The organism is Nocardia sp. 149-1B (assembly GCF_057747975.1).
Genome location: NZ_CM173233.1, coordinates 24,361 through 45,709, shown reverse-complemented (window position 1 = coordinate 45,709; position 21,349 = coordinate 24,361). Strand labels below are relative to the sequence as shown.

Sequence of the window (21,349 nt, the reverse complement as noted above, 5' to 3'; positions counted from 1 at the left end):
AGACTAGCTGCCGTAGGGGTCCTTGGACTCGCGCCAGGACCGCTCGAACGGCAGCCGCCAGGCCTGCGGGGCGATCAGCTGGTGGATCGCGTTGGGTCCCCAGCTGCCCGGGGCGTAGGCACGCACCGGGGGCGGGTTCTCCAGCAGCGGGGTGGACTTCTCCCACAGGGTCTCGATGCCGTCGGCGGTGGTGAACAGCGTGTGGTCGCCGCGGATCGCGTCGTGGATGAGCCGCTCGTAGGCCTCCAGCACCCCGCCCGACGACGAGGTGTCGTGGGTGGCGAACTGCATCGACGCCTTCTCCAGCTTCATCCCCGGCCCGGGGCGCTTGCCGTAGAACGACAGCGACATCCGGGACTGGTCGGCGAGGTCGAACGTGAGGTGGTCGGGGCCCTGGGTGCCGGCGTTGGAGCCGGCCGGGAACATCGTCAGCGGCGGCTCCTTGAACGCGATCGAGATGATCCGGGCACCCTCGGCGAGCTTCTTGCCGGTGCGCAGGAAGAACGGAACGCCGGCCCAGCGCCAGTTGTCGATCTCGACCTTGAGCGCCACGAACGTCTCGGTGTCGGAGTCGTCGGCGACCTCGCGGTGGTCGCGGTAGCCGGCGTACTGGCCGCGGACGACGTTCTGCGGCTCGATCGGCCGCATCGAGCGGAAGACCTTGAGCTTCTCGTCGCCGATCGGCTCGGGCGCCAGCGACGTCGGCGGCTCCATGGCCATGAACGCCAGCACCTGCATGAGGTGGGTGACGACCATGTCGCGGTAGGCACCGGTGGTCTCGAAGAACTTCGTGCGCCCCTCCAGGCCGAGGGTCTCGGGGACGTCGATCTGCACGTGGTCGATGAAGTTGCGGTTCCAGATCGGCTCGAACAGGCCGTTGGCGAACCGGAAGGCCAGGATGTTCTGGGCCGCCTCCTTGCCGAGGAAGTGGTCGATGCGGAAGATCTGGCTCTCGTCGAAGACCTCGTGCAGCCGGGCGTTGAGCTTCTGCGCCGAGGCCAGGTCGGTGCCGAAGGGCTTCTCCATGATGATCCGCGAGTGCTCGACCAGCCGGGCCTCGTCGAGCTGGCGGACCACGTCGAGCGCGGCCTTCGGCGGCACGCTGAGGTAGTGGAGCATGTCGACCTCGCGGTCGGGTGCACCCAGCTCGGCCCGGCTCTCCCGGACGGCCTCGGCCAGCGCGGCCGGTCCGGCCGACTGCGGCACGTAGCGCAGCATCTGCTCGAACGGCTCCCACGCCTGGCCGTCGAGCGGGCAGTGGCCGAACTCCTCGCACGCGGTGCGGGCGATCTTCACGAAGGCCTCGGTGTCGACGTCCTCGAGCGAGGTGCCGACGATCCGGGCCTCCTGGATCAGGCCGGCCTGCCACAACCGCAGCAGACCCGGCAGCAGCTTGCGCCGCGCCAGGTCGCCGGTGGCACCGAAGAGCACGATGACGTGCGGGTTCTCCATGTGTTCGAGGGTAACCAGCCCCGGTTACGGCGATGCCTGCCTCAGGTCGGCGCCCACGGCACCGAGGACCCCGGCGGCGAGCACCCAGACCACGGCCTCCGCAGCCAGACCCGGCACGGCCGCGACCACGACGGCCGCGAGCGCCGCCGGGGCCGCCACCCGGGCGCCGCGCAGCAGCGTCGTACGCCGGGCAGCCGGGTCGGACGTGACGACCGCGAGTCCCACCTGCACGAGCGCCGACAGCAGGCCGTAGCCCGCGAACGCCACCACCAGCACCCAGCGGGTCTCCTCCTCGACCGCCGCCCCCGGATCGGCGACGAGCTCGCCGAGGACGGCGGCGACCGTCGCGAGCGCGAGCGTGGCCGGCAGGTGGGCCGCCCAGGACAGCCGCGCGGAGAGCGCGCCCTCGGGCAGCAGCCCGACCCCGGCGTACCCGCGGCGGACGGCGACGCCCCACAGGCCCGCCATCAGCGCGAACGAGCCCGCGCCCGTGACCGCGAGCTCGCGGTCCCAGACGGCCCCGCTGGCGCCGTCGATGATCTGCACCAGGCCCTCCCCCAGCACGATCAGCACGAACAGCCCCAGCCGCTCGCCCAGGTGGGGGACGTCGGCGTCCACGGCATCGACGGTGGCGGGGATCTCCCGGTCGGGGTGCCGGTCATGGGCTCGGCCGCGGACCATCCGGTCGAGCCGGGCCTGGGTCGCGGCGAGCACCCGTTCGCGGGTGCTGGTCAGCAGGAGCAGCAGGTCGAGGGCGATGCCCACCGCCCAGAGCACGTGCTGGGTGGTGCCCTCGAACCACCAGGACACGATCCAGGGCAGCACGCTGACGCCGGCCTGGACGACCGGGAGGTCCACGACGACCGTGGTCCGCCGCCACGGCTGCGCGGCCAGCATCCGCCCCACGACATAGGCGATCGCGAAGGCCCGGGCGTGCTCACCGGTGATCTCCGGGACCGCGGCGGTCATCACGCCGAGCACGCCCATGCCGGCGAGCATCATCGCGGTGCGGGTGCCCTCACCCGCGATGTTGGCGTAGATCGTGAAGCACGCCCAGATCAGCCACAGCGCGGCGAACGCGATGACGTACACGACCACGCCCTCGACGGTGTGGTGCTCGACCAGCAGGTGGGCGAGCATCCCGATCCCGGCGACCGTGACGAGGTCGAAGAACAGCTCGAGCCAGGTGGCATGCCGCTCCGCGGTGCTCTCGGTCGTGCTCATCCTCGCTCCTCCTCTAGGGCCGCCAGCAGGCGCTCGGCCTTCCACCGTGACTCGGCGTGCTCCTCGCCCACCTCCGAGCGGACCGTGATGCCGCCACCCGTGCCGAGGACGTAGCGCCCGTCCCCGGCGGTGGCCAGGCTGCGGATCACCACCCCCAGGTCGGCCCGGCCGTCGGCGCACACCCAACCGAAGGCCCCGGCGTACGGACCCCGCGGCGAGTCCTCCACGTCCTCGATGATCTGCATCGTGCGCAGCTTGGGAGCGCCGGTCATCGAGCCCGCCGGGAACAGCGCCCGCAGGGCCTGCATCGTGGTGACGTCGTCGCGCAGCCGGCCGCGGACCGTGCTCACGAGCTGGTGGACGGTCGCGTAGGACTCCACCGCCATCAGGGCCGGGACCTCCACCGTGCCGGGCGTGCACACCATCGAGAGGTCGTTGCGCAGCAGGTCGACGATCATCAGGTTCTCGGCGCGGAACTTGGGGTCCGTGGCGAGCCGGCGACGGTGGGCCTCGTCCTCCTCGGGGGTCGCGCCGCGGGGAGTGGTGCCCTTGATCGGCCTGGTCTCGATGGTCCGGTCGGCCGCGACCAGCGCGTAGCGCTCCGGGCTGCTGCTCAGCAGCCACGCGGCATGGCCCGGCACGTCGTGCTGGAGGAACCCGGCGTACGGCGCGGGGTTGAGCTCGCGTAGGCGCAGGTACACCCCCAGCGGGTCGGCCGCGGACTCGTCCTCCAGCCGGTACGTCAGGTTCGCCTCGTAGCTGTTGCCCGCCCGCAGGTGCTCCTGGACCCGGTCGAAGGCCTGGCGGTAGGGGGCGGGAGTTTCGTCGGCCGGCCGACGAAACTCGTGCTCGGACGACGCAACTGCGTCGCCCAGGGTCGAGTTCTGTCGGCCGGCCGACGAAACTGGGCCGCCAGGCCCGTGGTCGAAGAAACGGACGCCGGACGGCCGCATCCACACTGCGTCCGGCAGAGCGCCCCCTGTGGCGGCCGGCAGGTCGGGGCGGCAGGCATAGCCGAGGTAGCCCACCCACTGGTCGTCGGGCGAGCCGGCGGACAGCTCCGCCTCGAGGACGGCGAAGACGTCGTCACCCACCACCTCGGACGCACCACCGGCATGACGCCGCACCTCACGGCGCTGCGCGGAGTAGGTGATCGACACGTCGTCGGGCGTCAGCCATCCCACCATCGAGCGGCGGCCGGACCACTCCCGAGCACCGCCGCCGTCGAGCCAGAAGCACCGCGGGTGATCCGCCGCGACGGAGCGGAAGAACGCCACCGGATCCGTCGCGGTCACGACAGCCCCAGGAAGCTCGCGACCAGCGCCGCCCCGTGCTCGGACAGCACCGACTCGGGGTGGAACTGCACGCCCTCGAGCGGCAGTGTCCGGTGCCGCACCCCCATCACGACCCCCTCGGCCGTCGCGGACACCTCGAGGCAGTCCGGCACCGACAGGGCCGCGAGCGAGTGGTAGCGGACGGCCCGGAACGACGGCGGCAACCCGGCGAACAACCCGCGACCGTCGTGGGTGATGACCGCGACCTCGCCGTGCGCCGGTTCGACCCGCCCGACGGTCCCGCCGTACGCCGTCACCAGTCCCTGCATGCCCAGGCACACCCCGAGCACCGGCCTCGTGGCGCGTCGCAGCACCTCGCCGCCCACCGCGAAGTCGCCCCTCACAGCGGGATGCCCGGGACCGGGCGAGAGCACCACGTGGCTGAACGCAAGCACCTCGTCGGCGGACACCTCGTCGTGCTGGACGACCGCCGGGAGGACCCCGGTGACGCCGGCGACCAGGTGCACCAGGTTCCACGTGTAGGAGTCGTGGTGATCGACCACGACCACGCGGGGCACGGGCACCGGGTCAACCTACCGGCCCCGGACGTGCGGAGGGCCCGATGAAGCTGGGGGGCAGTCTTCACCGGGCCCACGAGCGGGGACTCCGCGTTGTTACGAGGTCGAGCCTACCGGCCCTCCCGGGGCAGCGGCACCGGGAACGAGGAGAAGGTCGGACACGATCTGGTGAAGGAGGTCGTAGCCGTGCTCGGTGAGGATGGACTCCGCGTGGAACTGGATGCCGCGGTAGTGCGGACCCCGCACCAGATGGATGTCACCGGTCTGGACATCCGCCTCGACCTCGACCCCGTCCGGTGGCGTCGTCCCGTCCGCGAGCCGGCCGACGAACGTGTTGTAGAAGCCCACCCGCTCGGTGCGGCCACCGATCGGGACCGGTGACTGCGTGCCCTGGAAGACGATGTCCTTGTAGGTCAGTGGGATCCCCAGGTGGTGGCACAGCGCCTGGTGCCCCAGGCACACCGCGAGGAACGGCCGCCCGGCCGCCATCAGCTCCGCGACCGCTGCCCGGAGGTTGGCCATCTTGGGGTCGGCGCCGTCACGCGGGTCGCCGGGCCCGGGGCCGATGATCACCAGGTCGAAGCCGTCGAGACGCCCGGGCGCGTAGTCCTCGTGGCGCACCACCTCGCTGGTCATGCCGAGCACGCCGAGCACGTGGCGGAGCATGTTCACGAAGTCGTCCTCGCCGTCGAGGATCACCGCGCTCCGCCCCGCCAGCCGCGGGTCGGGCGGCGAGCCGCCCTGGTCGGTGAGCCAGAACCTGCTCAACCGCTGGTTGCGCGCGTTGAGCGCGAGCAGCACGTCCTCGTCGCTGACGAGCTCGGCGATGTTGACCCCGGGCGCGGGCGCCGACGGCACCAGGCCGAACGCGCTGAGGATGCCGCCGGCCTTGGCGTGGGTCTCGGCGACCTCGTACGCCGGGTCCGAGTCGCGCACCAGCGTCGCACCGGCAGTCACGGTGAGCCGGCCGTCGAGCCCGACGTCCGCCGTGCGGATGACGATCGGGCTGTCCACGACCGGGCCGCCGAGCTCGTCGCGGCCCAGGATCGCCAGCGCGGCACCGTAGTAGCCGCGACCCTCGGCCTCGTACTGCTTGATCAGCCGGCACGCGTTCTCGACCGGCGAGCCGGTCACGGTGGCGGCGTACATCGTGTCGCGCAGGACCTCGCGGGGGTCGCGGCTGGTGCGGCCCGCGAGGAGGTACTCGGTGTGCACGAGGTGGCTCATCGGCTTGAGGAACGGGCCGAGCACCTGGCCGCCCTCGTTGCAGATGTCGCACATCATCTTGAGCTCTTCGTCGACGACCATGAAGAGCTCGTAGATCTCCTTCTCGTCGCGCAGGAACTCCAGGAGCCCGCGCCGGACGTCGCCCTCGCGCGGGATGCGGAACGTGCCGCTGATCGGGTTCATCCGCACGTCGGCCAACCCGAACGGTCCGCTCGGTCGCTCGCTCGTCCCTCGCTCGGCTCCGTCGCGGACGGGGTGGATGGTGACGTGCCGCTCGGGGCTGGCGCCGATCAGGTAGCGGTCGCCGGTGAAGAACACGTAGGTCCAGTAGGCGCCCCGCTCGCGCTCGAGCAGCCGCCGGAAGACGGTCAGCGCCTTGTCGGCACCCCAGTCGGCGACCGTGGCACGGTAGTGGCGGCCCACCACGAGGTTGGCGCCCTCGCCCTGCCCGATCTCGTCGGTGATGATCGAGGCCACGAGCTTCGCGTAGTCGTCGTCGTCGGTGTCGAACCCGCCGCGGTCGGCGAACTCCACGCCGGTGTCGTCGATCGCGTCCACGACCTCGGCGACCGAGAACTCCAGCTCGGTCTCGACGTCCACCACGACCAGCGGCGCCCCGTCGTCGTGGGCCTCGAACCCGCGCTCGCGCACCTGCCGGAACGGCACCGCCAGCAACCGGTCGGCGATGTGGCCCTCCTGCGGCACACCCTCCTCGAGGGGTACGTCGAGCAGCGACTCGACCACCCGGCGCCGGCCGCCGACGAGGCCGACCGTGTCGCGGTCACCCGCCCTCGTGGAGCGCCGGATGATCGCCCAGGCCTCGTGCCCCTGGAGGGCCGCGATGGCTTCCCGGGCGGAGGTGGTGGTCGACATGACGGCAGCCTAGATGAGCCGGCGCGTGCCGGGTGTCCGGTCTCGTTTGGGGGACGGACGGGTGGGGAAGGAGGGACACCGGTACCAGTGAGCTCGATGCGGAGGAGGACTACGGGATGCTGCCGGCCGACGCAGGCGGGGGAACCGTGCTGCGGCTCTCCCCCGAGGTCGCCGACCGCGTGCGGAACGCGTTCGCGCACGCAGCGGGCCAGCTCGAGCACCAGTCCGGCACGGCGCTCCAGCTCGGCTCGTCCGTCACGGAGGGCGCGGGCGAGCTGGCCGGGGAGCTCTCGGGGCAGTCCGACGCCTTCGGCGCCGCCTGGCGCACGACGCTGGAGGTGCTCGGCACCTCGGCTGCCCTGATCGCCGGCAACACCAACAACCTCGCCATCGACCTCGAAGCGCTGGACACCGGCCTCACCGTGCCCGACATCGGACGGCCTGGCGGACGCGCCCGATGAGCGGGCAGTTCAAGCTCGACGTCCACCCGGGTGCGCTCCGGCACGCCGCCTCCCGCATCGGCACCCTGCACGAGGATCTCGTGCAGGCCGCGACCCGCCTGGGCGGCGTACCCGACGACATCGAGGGTGAGTGGACGGGCCAGGCGGCCTCGGCGACCATCCCCGAGATGCGAGCGATGGCCACGGCCCTGCGCACCTCGGCGCCGCAGCTGCAGACCGTGCAACACGAGCTCATCGGCCTGGCCACGGCCTACGAGCACGCCCAGGCGCAGGTGGCTCAGCTCAACCAGCAGTGGGACGACGCCGCACCCCACGTCCCGGCGGGCGCACCCGACGACCCGGAGGACCCGGACGGCATCCGGGCCTGGCAGCACGCGGTGACCGCGTCCCAGTCGACGAGGGCGGGCATCACCCAGGCGATGTCCGACCTCCGCGAGCACCTGGCGTCCCGCACCCGGGCCTGCGCGTCCGTGCTGGGCTCGGGGCTCCCGGTCGCCGTCCAGCCGGCGTGCGGCCCGGACGGCAGCCCGCCCGTCGACGCCACGAAGCTGCTGGCCACGCTCCCGATGACCGCCGCACACGACCTCAAGGCCTCGACGCCGCCGGCCTCCGACGGCCCGAGCGACAGCGAGCTCGTCGAGCTGATGCGCGAGGCCGGCAGCACGGTGCTCGACGAGACCGAGAAGTTCTTCACGACCTGGGGCGGCTTCAAGCCGCCCGACGACATGGGGCCGGTCACCGGCGCGGTCTACGCACTCGGTCTCGTCGGCAACGTCGCCGGTGCCGCGAGCGACGTCGCACTGCACGGCGTCCTGCAGAACTTCCAGCCGCTGATCGACGGGCACCGCTACAAGCTCAACGGGTGGCGAGGCTTCGACTCGAACTTCTGGGAGCGCTTCAAGGCCGCCAACAACGACTCCAGCTGGCGGGCCAAGCCCTACCGGGCGGCCACCCGCAACGGCGTACGCACCGCGGGCAAGTGGATCAACCGAGGCGGTGTGGCCGTGGCCGGCGTCGCCGCCGGCTGGGACGAGTGGAGCAACAGCGACGAGACCGAGACCGACCGTCGGGTCACCGAGGCGATCACCGTGGGCGGCTCGACCGCCGCCGGCGCCTGGGCGGGTGCCGAGGGTGGTGCCTGGCTCGGCGGCGCGATCGGCACCGCGATCTGCCCGGGCGTCGGCACGGTGATCGGCGGCTTCGTCGGTGGCGTGGTCGGCGGGTTCGTCGGGTCCGAGGTCGGTGGCGCGATCGGCGGAGCGATCAAGGACGGGGCGGCCGATCTCGTCGACGGCGCCGAGGACCTCGCCAGCGACATCGGCGACGCAGTGAAGTTCTGGTGAGGTGACCATGGTCGTGGTCTTCGTCCTGCTCGTCATCGCGTTCTTCGTGGCTCTCGGCGTGCTCGGCTACCGGCGTGGGTCGGGGCGTGGGTCGGGGCGTGGGTCGGCGCGTGGGTCGGCGCGTGGATCAGCGCGGGTTCGGTGGCCGGGGCCGGTGTCGCCACCACCCGCCCCCGACGTCCCGGAGCCCTGGGGTGCCCTGCGTGACCGCATCGCGGCCGCGCTCCCCGCACTGCCCGAGGGAGCGACGCTCGTGATCAGCGACGACGGCACCGAGAACCACCTCTACGTGCGCTACCAGCAGCTCGGGGACGTGCTGAGCGTCGACGCGTCGGGCTCGCAGGAGTGGGGCGGCCCGTGGCCCGTGGCGCCCGCGCAGGACCAGCGGATGCACGACCTGGGGTGGCAGCGGCCCGCCGAGCGCACGGGGGCCTACGACCGGACGAACGACTACCGGCTCGACGTCAGCATCGGCTCCGGCGTCGACGACGCGACGGCCAGCAGCCTGGCCGCGCACGGCGTGGTCGCGCTCGCCACCCTCGGCGGCGCGACCGACCACGGCTGGCACTGGGAGCAGTACGCGTGAGCCTCGCACTGCACGGAGCGCGGGTCCCGGCTCCGGCCGGGTGGGGCCCGGTGGACACCGGGCTGGCGGGCGCGGCCGCCGTCGTGGAGCCCGTCGACCCCGCATCCCCGGAGGCCTACCGGGCTTCTCTCGTGCTGACCCAGGAGCACCTCGGCGACGTCGACCTGCGCACCTGGCAGTCCACCGCCGAGGCGGCCGCGGCTCAGGCCCTGCACGACCACCGGGTGCTCGACCGCGAGCACGTGGCGGTCGCCGGCCGTCCGGGGGGCCGGCGCCTCACCCACCACCTGGCTCCCTCGGGGAACGCCGTGGTCCTCGAGCAGTGGTTCGTGGTCGCCGACGGCACGGGGTGGACCCTCAGCGCGACCGTCGACGCGGGCCGCTACGACCTCCTGGCCGACGAGCTCGCGCTCTCCGCTGCCGCGATGGTCGTCCCGGATCTCCCCGAGGAGACGCGATGAGCGACCGGGCACACACCGTCGGATCGGTGGCGGAGTTCGAGGCGCTCGCGGCCGACGGCGCGTTCCCGCCCGTGCAGGACCCCAACGCCGTGCTGCACCTCGACACCGCCACACGCTCGACGAGCCGGACCACCCTCGGCTGGCTCGGTGCGGGCGAGGTCACGCTTCTCGTCCGCGACACCGCCGCCACCGAGGTCGTGCCCTGCCCGCCCGACCAGCTCCCGGTCGCGCTGGCGCGCCTCACCTCGCTGGCCCCGGTCACCCCGGCCGAACGGCGCGAGCGGCACACCGAGGCCAACCCGATGGCGGCTCTGCTCGGCGACGACCCCGTCGCCCGGCGTTCGGCCTTCGACGAGCTCGACGCGTCCCTGGCGTTCACCCTCGGCGTGCGCACCGAGGACGAGGAGCGGCTCCTCGCCGGCGTCACCGGCGCGTCCGGCAGTTGGCTGGTCGAGCCGGGCCCGGGCACCGGGTGGACGCTCCGGCCGGTCGCGAGCTCGACCATCTACCGCCGGTTCTGCGCGCTGGTGCCGCTCGCCTCCGGCTGAGCCGCACCCGGTCAGGACAGCGTGGTGAGCAGCTGGGTGGCGCGGGTGAGCACGACGTAGAGCGTGGCCTTGCCGGTCGCGGACTCGTCCTCGATCTCCTGGGGACGGACCACCACGATGCCGTCGAACTCCAGGCCCTTGGTGTCGAGGCCGGTGAGCACCACGACCCGGTCCTCGCCCGACGGGGTCACCGAGGAGTCGACGGCGGCGCGCGCTGCCGGGGCGTCCTCGGCGAGCTCGGGCCACGACGCCAGCCAGGCGTTGACGTCCGAGCGCCGGGCGACGGGGACCACGATGCCCACCGTGCCAGCGACCTGGCCGGCGATCTCGTTCACGGCCTCCCGGGTCGCGGCCTCCAGGTCGGCGACCCCGGTCAGCGTGCGCGGCTCGACGCCGGTCGAGCGGACCGCGGTCGGCAGGTCGGCGTCGAGGCCGACCCGCTCGGCGTACGCCGCGGCGTAGGCGTAGATCTCCGAGGAGTTGCGGTAGTTGGTGGAGAGGTGGAACTCGTGGAGCTCCTTGCCCTCCAAGGCCTCGGCGCGCGCAGCCGCCGACTCGGCCGGCACCGGCCAGGACGACTGGGCCGGGTCGCCGACGATCGTCCACGACGCGGTGCGTCCGCGACGCCCGACCATCCGCCACTGCATGGGGGTGAGGTCCTGCGCCTCGTCGATCAGCACGTGCGCGAACGGGTCGTCGTCGATGCGGTGGGTCGGCGGCGCCCAGGCGCGGCCGGTGGGGGCGTACTCCCGGTCGGCGGCGGTGAACAGCTCCTGCATGTCCACGCCGCCCTCGAGCAGCCCGCTGTCGTCGAGCTCGCGCTCGTCGTCGGTGCGGGCCGGCACGTCACCCAGCGCGTAACGCAGCTCGTCGAGCAGCGGCACGTCCTCGACGGAGAGATCGGCCGCGTCGCCCCAGGACTTGGTCAGCAGCCGCTGCTCCTCGGGGCTGACCACGCCGTCGCCGACCCGGGCGAGCAGCTCGGGGTCGCGCAGCCAGCCGAAAACCTCGAGAGCGTCAAGCGGCGGCCACCAGCCGGCGGCGAAGTCCACGAACGACTGGTTCGAGAGCATCTCGTCGTCGAACGCCTCGCGGCCACGCTCGCGGCCCCGCTCGCCGCGGACCTGGCGCCACATGGTGTCCAGGAGCGCCCGGGCCACCCGGGGCAGCTGTCGGTTGCGCCGGCCCTGGGACATCAGCTGGCGGCGCAGCCGGCCGAGCTCGCCGCGGTCGAGCACGATCGTGTCGTCGCGCCAGAAGATCCGGAACTCGCGCGGGCTGCCCGGCGCCTGCTGGCGCGCGGTACGCCGCATCAGCTCGGCCATCCGCGCCGAGCCCTTGACGTCGGCGACGGCGGGCTCGTCGTGGCGGGTGGCGCGGATGCCGTCGACGACCTCGCCGAGCGACCGCAGCGCGACCGCGGTCTCGCCGAGGCTCGGCAGCACCCGCTCGATGTAGCGCATGAACACGCCACTGGGGCCGACGATCAGCACGCCACCGCCCTCGTAGCGGCGCCGGTCGTTGTAGAGGAGGAAGGCCGCGCGGTGCAGCGCGACCACCGTCTTGCCGGTGCCGGGCCCCCCGGAGATCGACACGACGCCCTTGCCCGGTGCCCGGATCGCCTTGTCCTGCTCGGCCTGGATCGTCGCGACGATCGAGTGCATGGAGCGGTCGCGCGCCCGGGAGAGCTGGGCCATCAGCGCGCCCTCGCCGACGATCGGCAGGTCGGCACCGGATCGCTCGAGCGCCTCGGCGTCGAGCAGCTCGTCCTCGACACCTACGACCTGCGGGCCGGCGGCGCGGAGCACCCGGCGCCGGATCACGGCGTGCGGCTCGGCGGCGGTGGCCTGGTAGAACACCGCGGCTGCGGGCGCGCGCCAGTCGATCAACAGCGAGTCTCGGTTGGCGTCGCGCAGCCCGATCCGGCCGACGTAGCGCGGCTCGGGGTCGACCTCCGCGGTCATGTCGAGGCGGCCGAAGACGAGACCCTCGTGGGCGGCGTCGAGCTGGGCGATCCGCCGGGCCGCCTGGAACACCATCGCGTCGCGCTCGACGAGCCCGCCCTCGTGACCCAGCCGGCCGCGGCTGTGACCCTCCTTGGCGAGTGCCTGCGCCTGCCGGGCGGACTCCGCCAGCTGGACGTACACCCGGTCGACGAACGCCTGCTCGGCAGCGATCTCCCGCTCGACCAGCTCTTCAGACAACGCGCGCTTCCCCTCACCCAAGAACATCCCCCACCCCCGGAACCCACCCACGTGCTCGGTGATTCCGGCGAGTCGACAAGCCTACCCGCTGATCCGGGGTGCGCGAGCGGAGTATCGGGAGCACACGCCCGCAGGAGCGCGCCCCCAGTCGACGCGCCGTCCGCAACCACTCCGTCGGACGATGCCGCCACAGATCGATCCGCGGCTCGCGCGGCGACGAAGTCGACGCGCGAGACGCGGCTAACGCTTGCGCGACAGGAACGCCGTCATCGCCTCGCGGGCCTCCTCGGAGGCGAAGAGCCGAGTGGAGAGCTCGGCCATCTCGGCGCCGTGGGCGTCGATGCGGTCGACCAGGTCGCGGTTGAGCACCCACTTGGACTCGCGCAGTCCCTGGGCGGCGCCGGTCGCGAGCGAGGCGCAGACCGCGGCCACCTCGTCGTCGAGCGTCTCGCCGGGCACAGCCGTGGTGACCAGGCCGTACGCCGCGGCCTGAGCGCCGGTGAACACCTCGCCGCCGAGGGTGGTGAGCGCCGCGGCGCGCGGGTTCATCCGGTGGTGGACGGTCAGGGAGATGATCGCGGCGGCCAGGCCGAGCTTGACCTCGGTGAGCGCGAACGTCGCGTCCTCGGCGGCGATCGCGATGTCCGCGGCGGCGACGATGCCGATGCCGCCGGCGCGGGCCGCACCGGAGACCCGGACGACGACCGGCTTGTCGAGGGTCACGATCAGCCGCTGCAGGTCGATGATCCGCCGGGTGCCCTCCTCCATGCTGCCGGTCGCGGCCTCGGAGAGGTCGGCGCCGGAGCAGAAGACGCGGCCCTCCGCCCGGATCAGCACGACCTTGACCTCCGGGTCGGCACCGGCCCGCTCCAGGCCCTCGAAGAGCTCGGTGACGAGCTGGCGCGAGAGCGCGTTGCGGTTGTGGGGCGAGTCGAGGGTCAGCGAGGCGACCGCGTCGGAGACGGAGTAGTGCACGAGTTCGGCGGGGGCGTCGGACATGCGGCACATCCTGCCGCATGCCCGACGCCGCGACGGACCCTCAGTGCCTGATGTGCACCGTCCGCACCGTGCCGTCGATCCGCAGCTGCGCCTTCGTCAGTCCCCGCAGGGTCGAGCGGCCCACAGCGGTCTGCTTGAGCTGGAGGACCGCCCTCGCGCCGGACCGGATCCGGTAGGTCGCCTGGGCGAGCACCGCGCCCTTCTTCACCACGTGGCCGCCGACCTTCTGGGTGGCCACCGCGACCAGGGTCGCCCGGCCGCTGCAGACCCCAACACCGGCGCCGCACTTCACCGTCGCCGCCACCCGGGCCGAGGAGACCACGACCTGCGAAGCGACCGGGACGACGGCCGGCGAGGTGTCCACCCGGATCGTCACGCTGTCGGTGTTGTCGGCACTGGAGGTCTCCGGCGTCGAGGTGGTGACCGAGGCGGTGTTCACGATCGAGCCGCCCTGGTCGGCACCCTTCTCGGTGCGGTTGGCCAGGCAGTGCAGGTAGAGCCTCGCCTGCAGCGGCGCGTCGCTCGGGTTGAAGAGCTTGAACACGCGGATCACCGGCCGGGGGTCGTTGCCGAGCACGACCAGGCCGGGGTCGACGTCGTAGCCGGCGACGATGCCCTTGGCGTCCGCGGCACAGCTCAGCGTGACCTCCGCGACCTGCCCGGCCGGCACCGTCACGGTCTGCCGGACCTCGTCGAGGCCGAGCCGGTGCGTGTGCCCGTTCGCAGTGCTCACGAGCTCGTCCAGGCACCGCAGGGTGAACGTCCCGGTCGTCGCCGCGCCGGCGTTCTGGACGGCGAACCGCCACCCCGCAGCGCCGTCGGGGTACGTCGTGACGACCGGTGCCGCGGCGCCGAGCTCGTAGCCGGGCTGGATCGGCACCTGCCCGGGCGAGCAGCTCAGCGTGACGTCGGTGCGTCCGGTCGGCAGCGCGGCCGCCTGCGACACCGGCGAGCCGACCACGAGCTCGTGGACGTGCCCGTTGACCGACTCGCTCTCGGTCTTCACGCAGACCGCGAACACCTTGGCCTGGGCGCGCCCGGTCGCGTCGTTGACGAAGCCCGCACGCCAGCTGTCGTCGCCGACGGCCTGGTTCTGGGTCATGTGGACCGAGGCCAACGTCCCGGTGCCCTGGTCGACGGAGTCGATCCGCCCCGAGCCGTCGGTGACGACGTAGCCGGGCATGCAGGTGGCCGTCCCGACCGCCTGGGCGCCGGGCTCCACGTCCACGTGCACCTCGGTCTTCTGCACGTCGAACAGGTGCTGGTGGTCGGCACCGACCGACGGCAGCGGGTCGACCCTCACCTGGACGTCCACGCTGCGGACCTGGCCCGCCGGCACCGTGCCGACCTCGCACCGGACGGTCGCGCCGGTCCGCGTGCAGGGCGCGTCGGCGGACACGAGCGTCACGCCGCTCGGCAGCGCGTCGACGATCACCACGTCGCGCGCGTCGGCGGCGCTGGTGTTGGTGACCGTCAGCGTGTAGGTGACGACGTCACCCACCCGCGGAGCGGTGTCGTCGACGGTCTTGGCGACCGTGACGTTGGTGACGGTCGGCTGCACGGGCGTCGAGGTGGAGTCGGAGTCCTGGACGGTCCCGCCACCGGGTGCCGTGCCGGTCGCGGTCGCGGTGTTGTCGACCTTCCCGGCGCTGACGTCGGCCGCGGTGATCGTGTACGTCGCGTCCGCGCAGTCGACGTACTCGTCGGGCTCGAGCCCTCCGGACGGGCAGGTCACGGGCCCGACCTTGGGGTCGCTGACCGTGATCGGGTCGAGCTTGACGTTGCCGGTGTTGGTGACGCGGAACGAGTAGGTGATCGTGTCGCCCGCGTCGGGGCCGTTGCCGTCGAGGTCCTGGATCGCGCCGGCGGCCTTGAGGAGCTGGATCGATCCGGTCGAGGGAAGGTCCACGGTGCGGCTGTCGTCGTCGCTGACCGTGCCGCCGCTCGGCGTGGTGCCCGTGACCTCGGCGGTGTTGTCGACGGAGCCGTGGTCCACGTCGGCCTGCGTGAGGGTGTAGGTCCGCAGGCTGCACTCGACCGAGGCGCCCGGCGCGAGCGGGCCGCTCGGGCAGCTCACCGGCCCGACCTTGGGGTCGGAGACGTCGATGCCGGTCAAGGTGACGTTGCCGGTGTTGGTCACCGTGAACGTGTAGGTGACCGTGTCCCCGTCGTCGATGCCGTTGCCGTTGACGTCGTGCACGGCGCTCGCCGTCTTCACCAGGTTGATCGAGGCGTGGGGAGGCACCGGAGTGCTGGTGGCGTCGGTGTCGGCGACGTTCGACCCGGTCGGCGGCGTTCCCGTCGCCGTGGCGGTGTTGTTGACGATCCCGGCGTTCACGTCGGCCTGGGTCAGCGCGTACGTCGTGGTCGTGCACGCCACGGTGGCACCGGGAGCCAGGGCCCCGGCCGGGCAGGTGATCGCGCCGCCCAGCTTGGGGTCGGTGAGCGTGAGCGGGTTCAGCGTGACGTTGCCGGTGTTGGTCACCGCGAAGGAGTAGGCGATCGTGTCGCCCGCATCCGGCCCGTTGCCATCGACGTCGTCGATGGCGCTGGCCGTCTTGTCGAGGTGGATCGACGGGCTCGCCGGCACCGGGGTCGTGGTGGAGTCGGTGTCGGTGACGTCCGCGCCGGTCGGCGACGTGCCCGTCGCGGTGGCGGTGTTGTCGACCTTGCCGGCGTTCACGTCCGCCTGGGTCAGGGCGTAGGTCTTCGGCGTGCAGGTCACCGTGGCACCGGGTGCGAGGGCACCGGTGGGGCAGGTGATCGCGCCGAGCTTCGGGTCGCTCACCATCACGTGGTCGAGGGTGACGTTGCCGGTGTTGGTCACCGCGAAGCCGTAGCCGATCGTGTCACCGGCGTCGGGGCCGTTGCCGTCACCGTCGACGATGGCGCCGGCGGTCTTGTCGAGCACGAGGCCCGGGTACGCCGGCACCGGGGTGGTGGTCGAGTCCGCGTCGGTGACCCCGGAGCCGCTCGGCGGCGTGCCGTGGGCGGTGGCGGTGTTCTCCACCTTCCCGGCGTCCACGTCGGCCTGGGTCACGACGTACTGCACCGAGGTGCAGGTGAGACTGGCGCCGGGTGCCAGCGCGCCGGTGGGGCAGGTCACCGGGCCGACCTTGGCGTCGGTGACCGTGACGGGGTCGAGGCTCACCGTGCCGTTGTTGGTGACCTTGAAGCCGTAGGTGATCTTGTCGCCCCGGTCCGGTCCGTTGCCGTCGAGGTCGCTGATCGCGCTCGCGGTCTTGTCGAGCTCGATGGCGGCGGTGCCCTGCAGCACGGTCGTCGTCGAGTCGTCGTCGCTGACGGTGCTGCCCGTCGGGGGCTTGCCGGTCACGGTCGCCGTGTTGTCGATGCGGCCGTTGTTCACGTCTGTCTGGGTCAGTGCGTAGACCTTGCTCGGGCAGGTCGTCGAGGCGCCCGGAGCGAGCGAGGTCGCGCACGGGACGGCGCCGCCGAGCTTGGGGTCGTTGACCGCGATCGCGCTCAGCGCCACGTTGCCGGTGTTGGTGACCTTGAACGAGTAGGTGATCGTGTCGCCGGCGTCCGGGCCGTTGCCGTCGGTGTCCGTGATCGGCCCCGCGGTCTTGTCGATCTCGATGCCCGCGAGCGTCGGGACGGGGACCGTGACGGAGTCGGTCGAGGTGACCGGCGAGCCGGTGGGCGGCGTACCGCTCGCGGTGGCGGTGTTGTCGACCTTGCCGGCGTCCACGTCGGCCTGGGTGATCGTGTAGACCTTGGGCGTGCAGGTCAGTGCTGCACCGGAGGCGAGCCCACCGGTCGGGCAGGTGATCGCTCCGAGCTTCGGGTCGCTCACCGTCACCGGGTTCAGCGGCAAGTTGCCGGTGTTGGTCACCTTGAACGCGTACGTGACGGTGTCACCGGCGTCCGGTCCGTTGCCGTCCACGTCGGTGATCGCGCCGGCTGTCTTGTCGAGGACGAGGCTCGGGTTCGCGGGAACCAGCACGGTGACGGTGTCGGGGTCGGTGACCTTGACGCCGTTGGACGCGGTGCCGGTCGCGGTCGCGGTGTTGTCGACCTGACCTGCGGTGACGTCGGTCTGGGTGAGCGTGTAGCTCTTCGGCGTGCACGTCACCGAGGCACCGGCCGCGAGGGCACCGGCCGGGCAGGTGATCGTCCCGAGCTTGGGGTCGCTCACCGTCACCGGGTTCAGCGCCACATTGCCGGTGTTGGTCACCTTGAACGCGTACGTGACCGTGTCGCCCGCGTCCGGGCCGTTGCCGTCGACGTCAGCGATGGAGCCCGCGGTCTTGTCGAGCTCGATCGCAGGGTTCAGCGGCAGGTTGGTGAACGTGCACACGACGGTCGTCCCGGACGTGCTCGGCACGGTGAACGTCCCCCCGTTGCCGGTCCCGGCGGCGACCTGGGAGCCGTCGGAGCCCTTCACACACTTCCACGTGGTGGTGTAGTCGTTGAGGTCCGTGCCGCCCGCGGCTGCCTGAGCGATCGTGTACGTCGTCCCCGGCAGCACGACCACGGGGCCGGCGACCTCGCCGGTCTGGGTCTGCAGCCCGGAGTCGGTGCCCGCGGTGACGCCGGTGTTGCCAGAGGTCACGCCACCGCCGGTGATCGTGGTCGTGAACTGGTCGGCCGCGGCGTGGCGTCCCTGCGGCAGGTCCACGCGGACCGAGGCGGTGCTCGGCGAGGAGCAGGACGCCATGTCGTGGAGCTTGAGGCTGGTGGACTTCGAGGCGGCCAGCGTCCCGCTGGCCGGGTCCACCTTGAGCACCTTGCCGTCCCCGGTGCCGATCACGAGGTAGCCCGACCCGTCGAACGCCATGGCGGCGTACTGACCGGAGTTCTTCGGCAACGAGGCCAGCACCGCCGAGCCGAGCGAGCTGCTGCCGGCGCTGGTCGGGAGCGGACCGTTGACGCGCGCCAACGTCCCTGCCGCGTCGGAGTCGGCGTTGCTGACGACGTACAGGTTGCCGGACGCGTCGAACGCCATGTCGCCGTTGTTCGACAGGCCCGAGATCGTTCCGACCTGGCCGATCGAGGTGTTCGTGTTGGTGTTGAACGCGAACAGCTTCCACGTCGAGCCACCGGACGCGTAGTAGAAGATGCCGTTGGCCGGGTTGATCGCGCCGGCGATCACGCTGCTGGCGCTCGAGTTCGACGGGGCGGTCCACTCGTCGGCGTCGTTGGTGTCGGCGTCGAACCGCACGACCTGGTTCTGGCTGCGGTTGAAGGCGTAGATGTAGCGCCCGCCGCCACTCGGCAGGGCGAGCGCGTTGAGGGTGTCGCCCCAGCCGGCCGGGATGGTGCCGTTGTCCGACGCGACGCCCGTCGTCGGGTTCAGCCTGCTCAGCGCGCGCGAGTCGCCGTCGAGGCTGTACACCGTGTCGGGCGCGCACACGAACCTCGGTGATGCCGACGACCCGGTGCCCCACGTGGCCTGGGCGGGCGCGGCAGGCAGCGTCGCCACCAGCCCCGCCGTCATCAGCAGTGGCACCACCGCGAGGCTCACCCGCCGGGTGTGCGCCCGCATCCGGGCAGGACTGATCCACGAAATTGCGCACGTCAGCGACATGACCGCCGGCCCCCCAGCCGTGTTGCTCGTCTACGAGCGTCTGTGATCCCCCCGACCTCCCGCAGCGGCGGGAGGTCGTCTTTCACCGTAGCCACGCCGCCGCCCGGTCGTCGCGACTTGAGGAAAACGTGAGGAAGGCCATCCGACAGGGGATCCGCTCCGAACAGCACCCATGAGGAATCGCCTTGTCCATGCCGGCGCCTGGATGGGTGTCGGGGTCCTCGCCACCCTGGTCGGCGTCGCCGCCGGCCACCTGGTGGCCGGCCTGACCGAACCCGCGTCGTCGCCCGTGCTGGTGGTGGGATCCACGGTCATCGACCTGACCCCGACCCCGCTCAAGGAGTGGGCCATCGCCCACTTCGGCACCCACGACAAGACCGTGCTCGTCGGATCGGTCCTGGTCGGTGTGCTGGTGCTGGCCGCACTCGCCGGGCTGCTGTCCCGGCGACGCTTCGCGTACGGCGCAGTCCTGCTGCTGGTGCTCGTCGCCATCCCGGCCGGCGCCGCACTGAACCGTCCCGGCGCGGCCACCAGCGACGTGGTGCCGAGCCTCGTGGCCGCGGTCACGGGGCTCGCGGCACTCGCCTGGCTGACCCGGGCCCGGGCCACCTCCGCCTCCGCCTCGGGACCGGCGGACGGACCGAGCCGGCGCGGCGTGCTGGTCGCCGCGGGCACCCTGGGGGTGGCCGCGGCCGCGATGGGCGGCGCGGGACGCTGGATCGCGTCGTACCGCAGCCGCACGACGGTGATCGACCTGCCGGCCGCCGACGACCCCGCACCGCCGTTCCCCACCGGCCTGGACGACCGGGTGCCCGGCATCAGCGGCTTCCGCACTCCGACCGGCGACTTCTACCGGGTCGACACCCGGCTGACGCTGCCGATCGTCGACGTGGACGGCTGGACGCTGACCATCGACGGCGACGTCGAGCGCGAGGTCACCTTCACGTTCGACGACCTGGTCGCGATGCCGCTCATCGAGCGCGACATCACGCTCACCTGCGTCTCCAACGAGGTCGGCGGCAGCTACATCGGCGCCGCGAGGTGGCTCGGCGTGCGGCTCACCGACCTGCTCGACCGCGCCGGCATCGACGGCACCCGCGCCGACCAGCTGCTCAGCACCGACGTCGACGGGATGACGATCAGCACCCCGTTGGCGCTGGCCACCGACGGCCGCGACGCGATGATCGCGGTCGGGATGAACGGCCGCTCCCTCACCCGCGAGCACGGGTTCCCCGCGCGGATGGTCGTCCCGGGCCTCTACGGGTTCGTCAGTGCCTGCAAGTGGATCAGCCGCATCACCCTGACGACGTACGCCGAGCAGGAGGCGTACTGGACCCGCCGCGACTGGGCGACCGACGCCCCGATCAAGATCTCCAGCCGCATCGACACCCCCCGGCCGCTCTCGACGGTCGACGCCGGCCGCACGGTGATCGGCGGGGTGGCCTGGGCCCAGCACCAGGGCGGCATCGACCGGGTCGAGGTGCGCATCGACGGGGGGCCCTGGCAGCAGGCGCGCCTGGGGCCGTCGGCCGGCAACGACTACTGGCGGCAGTGGTACCTGCCGTGGACCGCCGAGCCCGGCCGGCACTCGCTCGCGGTGCGGGCCACGGACGGGGAGGGCGAGGTGCAGACCGCCGTACGCGCCACCCCGTTCCCCGAGGGCTCCAGCGGCGTCCAGGAGGTCGTGGTGAACGTCGCCTGACGTCGACCCGCCCGAAAGTTTCGGGCGGGTCGACGTGATTCGGACCAATCCGATCCCGGACCTGGTCCGAACACCTCACATCTCGGCCCCAGAGCAACCCCGCCGAGATGACCCAGACCACGAAGTTCCCGAAGCGAAAGGCACCACACCATGACGAAGCGCTCCCTCCGTCGCTCACTCCGCCGTCCCACGGGCCTCGCCAGCCTCGCCCTCATCGCCACGTTCGGCCTGGCCGCGTGTGGCGGCTCGGACTCCGAGTCGGACTCGATGGCTGACACCCCCACCACCAGCGCCCCCAGCTCGAGCGCACCGTCCGACATGGGGTCGGACAGCTCGGCTCCGATGGACGCGAGCGCCGATACCTTCGGCGCCGGCTGCTCGGCGATCCCCGCCTCGGGTGCCGGCTCGTTCAACGGCATGGCCACCGAGCCGGTCGCGACCGCGGCCAGCGCGAACCCGCTGCTCAAGACGCTCGTGACCGCGGTCGGCAAGGCGGGCCTGGTGGACACCTTGAACTCCGCGGACGGCATCACCGTGTTCGCCCCCACCGACGACGCGTTCGCCAAGTTGCCGCCGAAGGACCTCAAGTCGGTGCTGGCGAACAAGGACCTGCTCACCAAGGTCCTGACCTACCACGTGGTCGCCGGGCAGCTCACCCCCGCGGACCTGGCCGGCACCCACGACACGCTCGAGGGTGACAAGCTCACGGTGAAGGGCTCGGGTGAGGACTTCACCGTCGGCTCCTCCGACGCCAAGGTCCTGTGCGGCAACATCCCCACGGCCAACGCCACGGTCTACGTCATCGACTCCGTCCTGATGCCCTGATCCTGGTTCCAGGTTTCCCAGGAGCCCGAACAAGCAAGGATCCA

The 21,349-nt window shown here is 72.3% G+C and carries 15 protein-coding genes; 7 read left to right on the top strand and 8 right to left on the bottom strand.

The window, feature by feature from the left end; translation table 11 throughout:
• Window positions 1–3 precede the first annotated feature (3 nt).
• From zwf to AC3ANS_RS00170, 5 genes are all read right to left on the bottom strand, one after another.
• Window positions 4–1,452, bottom strand: coding sequence for a glucose-6-phosphate dehydrogenase (gene zwf / locus AC3ANS_RS00190; RefSeq protein ID WP_488294164.1), 1,449 nt, complete (start codon window positions 1,450–1,452; stop codon window positions 4–6).
• 24 nt (window positions 1,453–1,476) lie between these two features.
• Window positions 1,477–2,676 carry a low temperature requirement protein A gene (locus AC3ANS_RS00185; protein ID WP_488294163.1) on the bottom strand — a complete coding sequence of 400 codons (1,200 nt, stop codon included), beginning with the start codon at window positions 2,674–2,676 and terminating at the stop codon, window positions 1,477–1,479.
• The gene (locus AC3ANS_RS00180; RefSeq protein ID WP_488294162.1) at window positions 2,673–3,971 is read right to left on the bottom strand and encodes an anthranilate synthase component I family protein; all 1,299 of its coding nucleotides are present in this window, start codon (window positions 3,969–3,971) and stop codon (window positions 2,673–2,675) included. The genes AC3ANS_RS00185 and AC3ANS_RS00180 overlap by 4 nt, the downstream gene beginning before the upstream one ends.
• A complete protein-coding gene (locus AC3ANS_RS00175; protein WP_488294161.1) occupies window positions 3,968–4,534 on the bottom strand; it encodes an anthranilate synthase component II in 567 nt (188 codons plus the stop codon). Before AC3ANS_RS00175 ends, AC3ANS_RS00180 begins: the two co-directional genes overlap by 4 nt.
• 90 nt (window positions 4,535–4,624) lie before the next feature.
• Window positions 4,625–6,628 carry an anthranilate synthase family protein gene (locus AC3ANS_RS00170; protein ID WP_488294160.1) on the bottom strand — a complete coding sequence of 668 codons (2,004 nt, stop codon included), beginning with the start codon at window positions 6,626–6,628 and terminating at the stop codon, window positions 4,625–4,627.
• 116 nt (window positions 6,629–6,744) lie between these two features.
• Between AC3ANS_RS00170 and AC3ANS_RS00165 the strand changes: the two genes are divergently transcribed.
• The 5 genes from AC3ANS_RS00165 to AC3ANS_RS00145 are packed head-to-tail and all read left to right on the top strand — an operon-like array spanning window position 6,745 to window position 10,027.
• Window positions 6,745–7,089, top strand: coding sequence for a hypothetical protein (locus tag AC3ANS_RS00165; protein ID WP_488294159.1), 345 nt, complete (start codon window positions 6,745–6,747; stop codon window positions 7,087–7,089).
• Complete coding sequence (locus AC3ANS_RS00160) at window positions 7,086–8,432, top strand: WXG100 family type VII secretion target (RefSeq protein WP_488294158.1); 1,347 nt, start codon at window positions 7,086–7,088, stop codon at window positions 8,430–8,432. The genes AC3ANS_RS00165 and AC3ANS_RS00160 overlap by 4 nt, the downstream gene beginning before the upstream one ends.
• A 7-nt stretch (window positions 8,433–8,439) precedes the next feature.
• Entirely contained in the window at window positions 8,440–9,018 is a 579-nt protein-coding gene (locus AC3ANS_RS00155) for a TY-Chap domain-containing protein (protein ID WP_488296566.1), read from the top strand.
• Window positions 9,015–9,479 carry a hypothetical protein gene (locus AC3ANS_RS00150; RefSeq protein WP_488294157.1) on the top strand — a complete coding sequence of 155 codons (465 nt, stop codon included), beginning with the start codon at window positions 9,015–9,017 and terminating at the stop codon, window positions 9,477–9,479. The genes AC3ANS_RS00155 and AC3ANS_RS00150 overlap by 4 nt, the downstream gene beginning before the upstream one ends.
• The gene (locus AC3ANS_RS00145) at window positions 9,476–10,027 is read left to right on the top strand and encodes a hypothetical protein (RefSeq protein WP_488294156.1); all 552 of its coding nucleotides are present in this window, start codon (window positions 9,476–9,478) and stop codon (window positions 10,025–10,027) included. Before AC3ANS_RS00150 ends, AC3ANS_RS00145 begins: the two co-directional genes overlap by 4 nt.
• A gap of 11 nt (window positions 10,028–10,038) precedes the next feature.
• On the opposite strand, the gene AC3ANS_RS00140 is transcribed toward AC3ANS_RS00145, so the two are convergent.
• The 3 genes from AC3ANS_RS00140 to AC3ANS_RS00130 all read right to left on the bottom strand — a co-directional run bounded on the left by AC3ANS_RS00140 (window position 10,039) and on the right by AC3ANS_RS00130 (window position 18,715).
• Window positions 10,039–12,231, bottom strand: coding sequence for a HelD family protein (locus AC3ANS_RS00140; RefSeq protein ID WP_488294155.1), 2,193 nt, complete (start codon window positions 12,229–12,231; stop codon window positions 10,039–10,041).
• Between the two features lie 240 nt (window positions 12,232–12,471).
• Window positions 12,472–13,230 carry an enoyl-CoA hydratase-related protein gene (locus AC3ANS_RS00135; RefSeq protein ID WP_488294154.1) on the bottom strand — a complete coding sequence of 253 codons (759 nt, stop codon included), beginning with the start codon at window positions 13,228–13,230 and terminating at the stop codon, window positions 12,472–12,474.
• A 40-nt stretch (window positions 13,231–13,270) separates the two neighbouring features.
• Complete coding sequence (locus AC3ANS_RS00130; protein WP_488294153.1) at window positions 13,271–18,715, bottom strand: DUF7507 domain-containing protein; 5,445 nt, start codon at window positions 18,713–18,715, stop codon at window positions 13,271–13,273.
• A 235-nt stretch (window positions 18,716–18,950) separates the two neighbouring features.
• On the opposite strand from AC3ANS_RS00130, the gene AC3ANS_RS00125 reads away from it, so the two are divergent.
• Entirely contained in the window at window positions 18,951–20,480 is a 1,530-nt protein-coding gene (locus tag AC3ANS_RS00125) for a molybdopterin-dependent oxidoreductase (RefSeq protein ID WP_488294152.1), read from the top strand.
• A gap of 150 nt (window positions 20,481–20,630) precedes the next feature.
• A complete protein-coding gene (locus AC3ANS_RS00120) occupies window positions 20,631–21,305 on the top strand; it encodes a fasciclin domain-containing protein (RefSeq protein ID WP_488294151.1) in 675 nt (224 codons plus the stop codon).
• The last annotated feature ends 44 nt before the right edge of the window (window positions 21,306–21,349 follow it).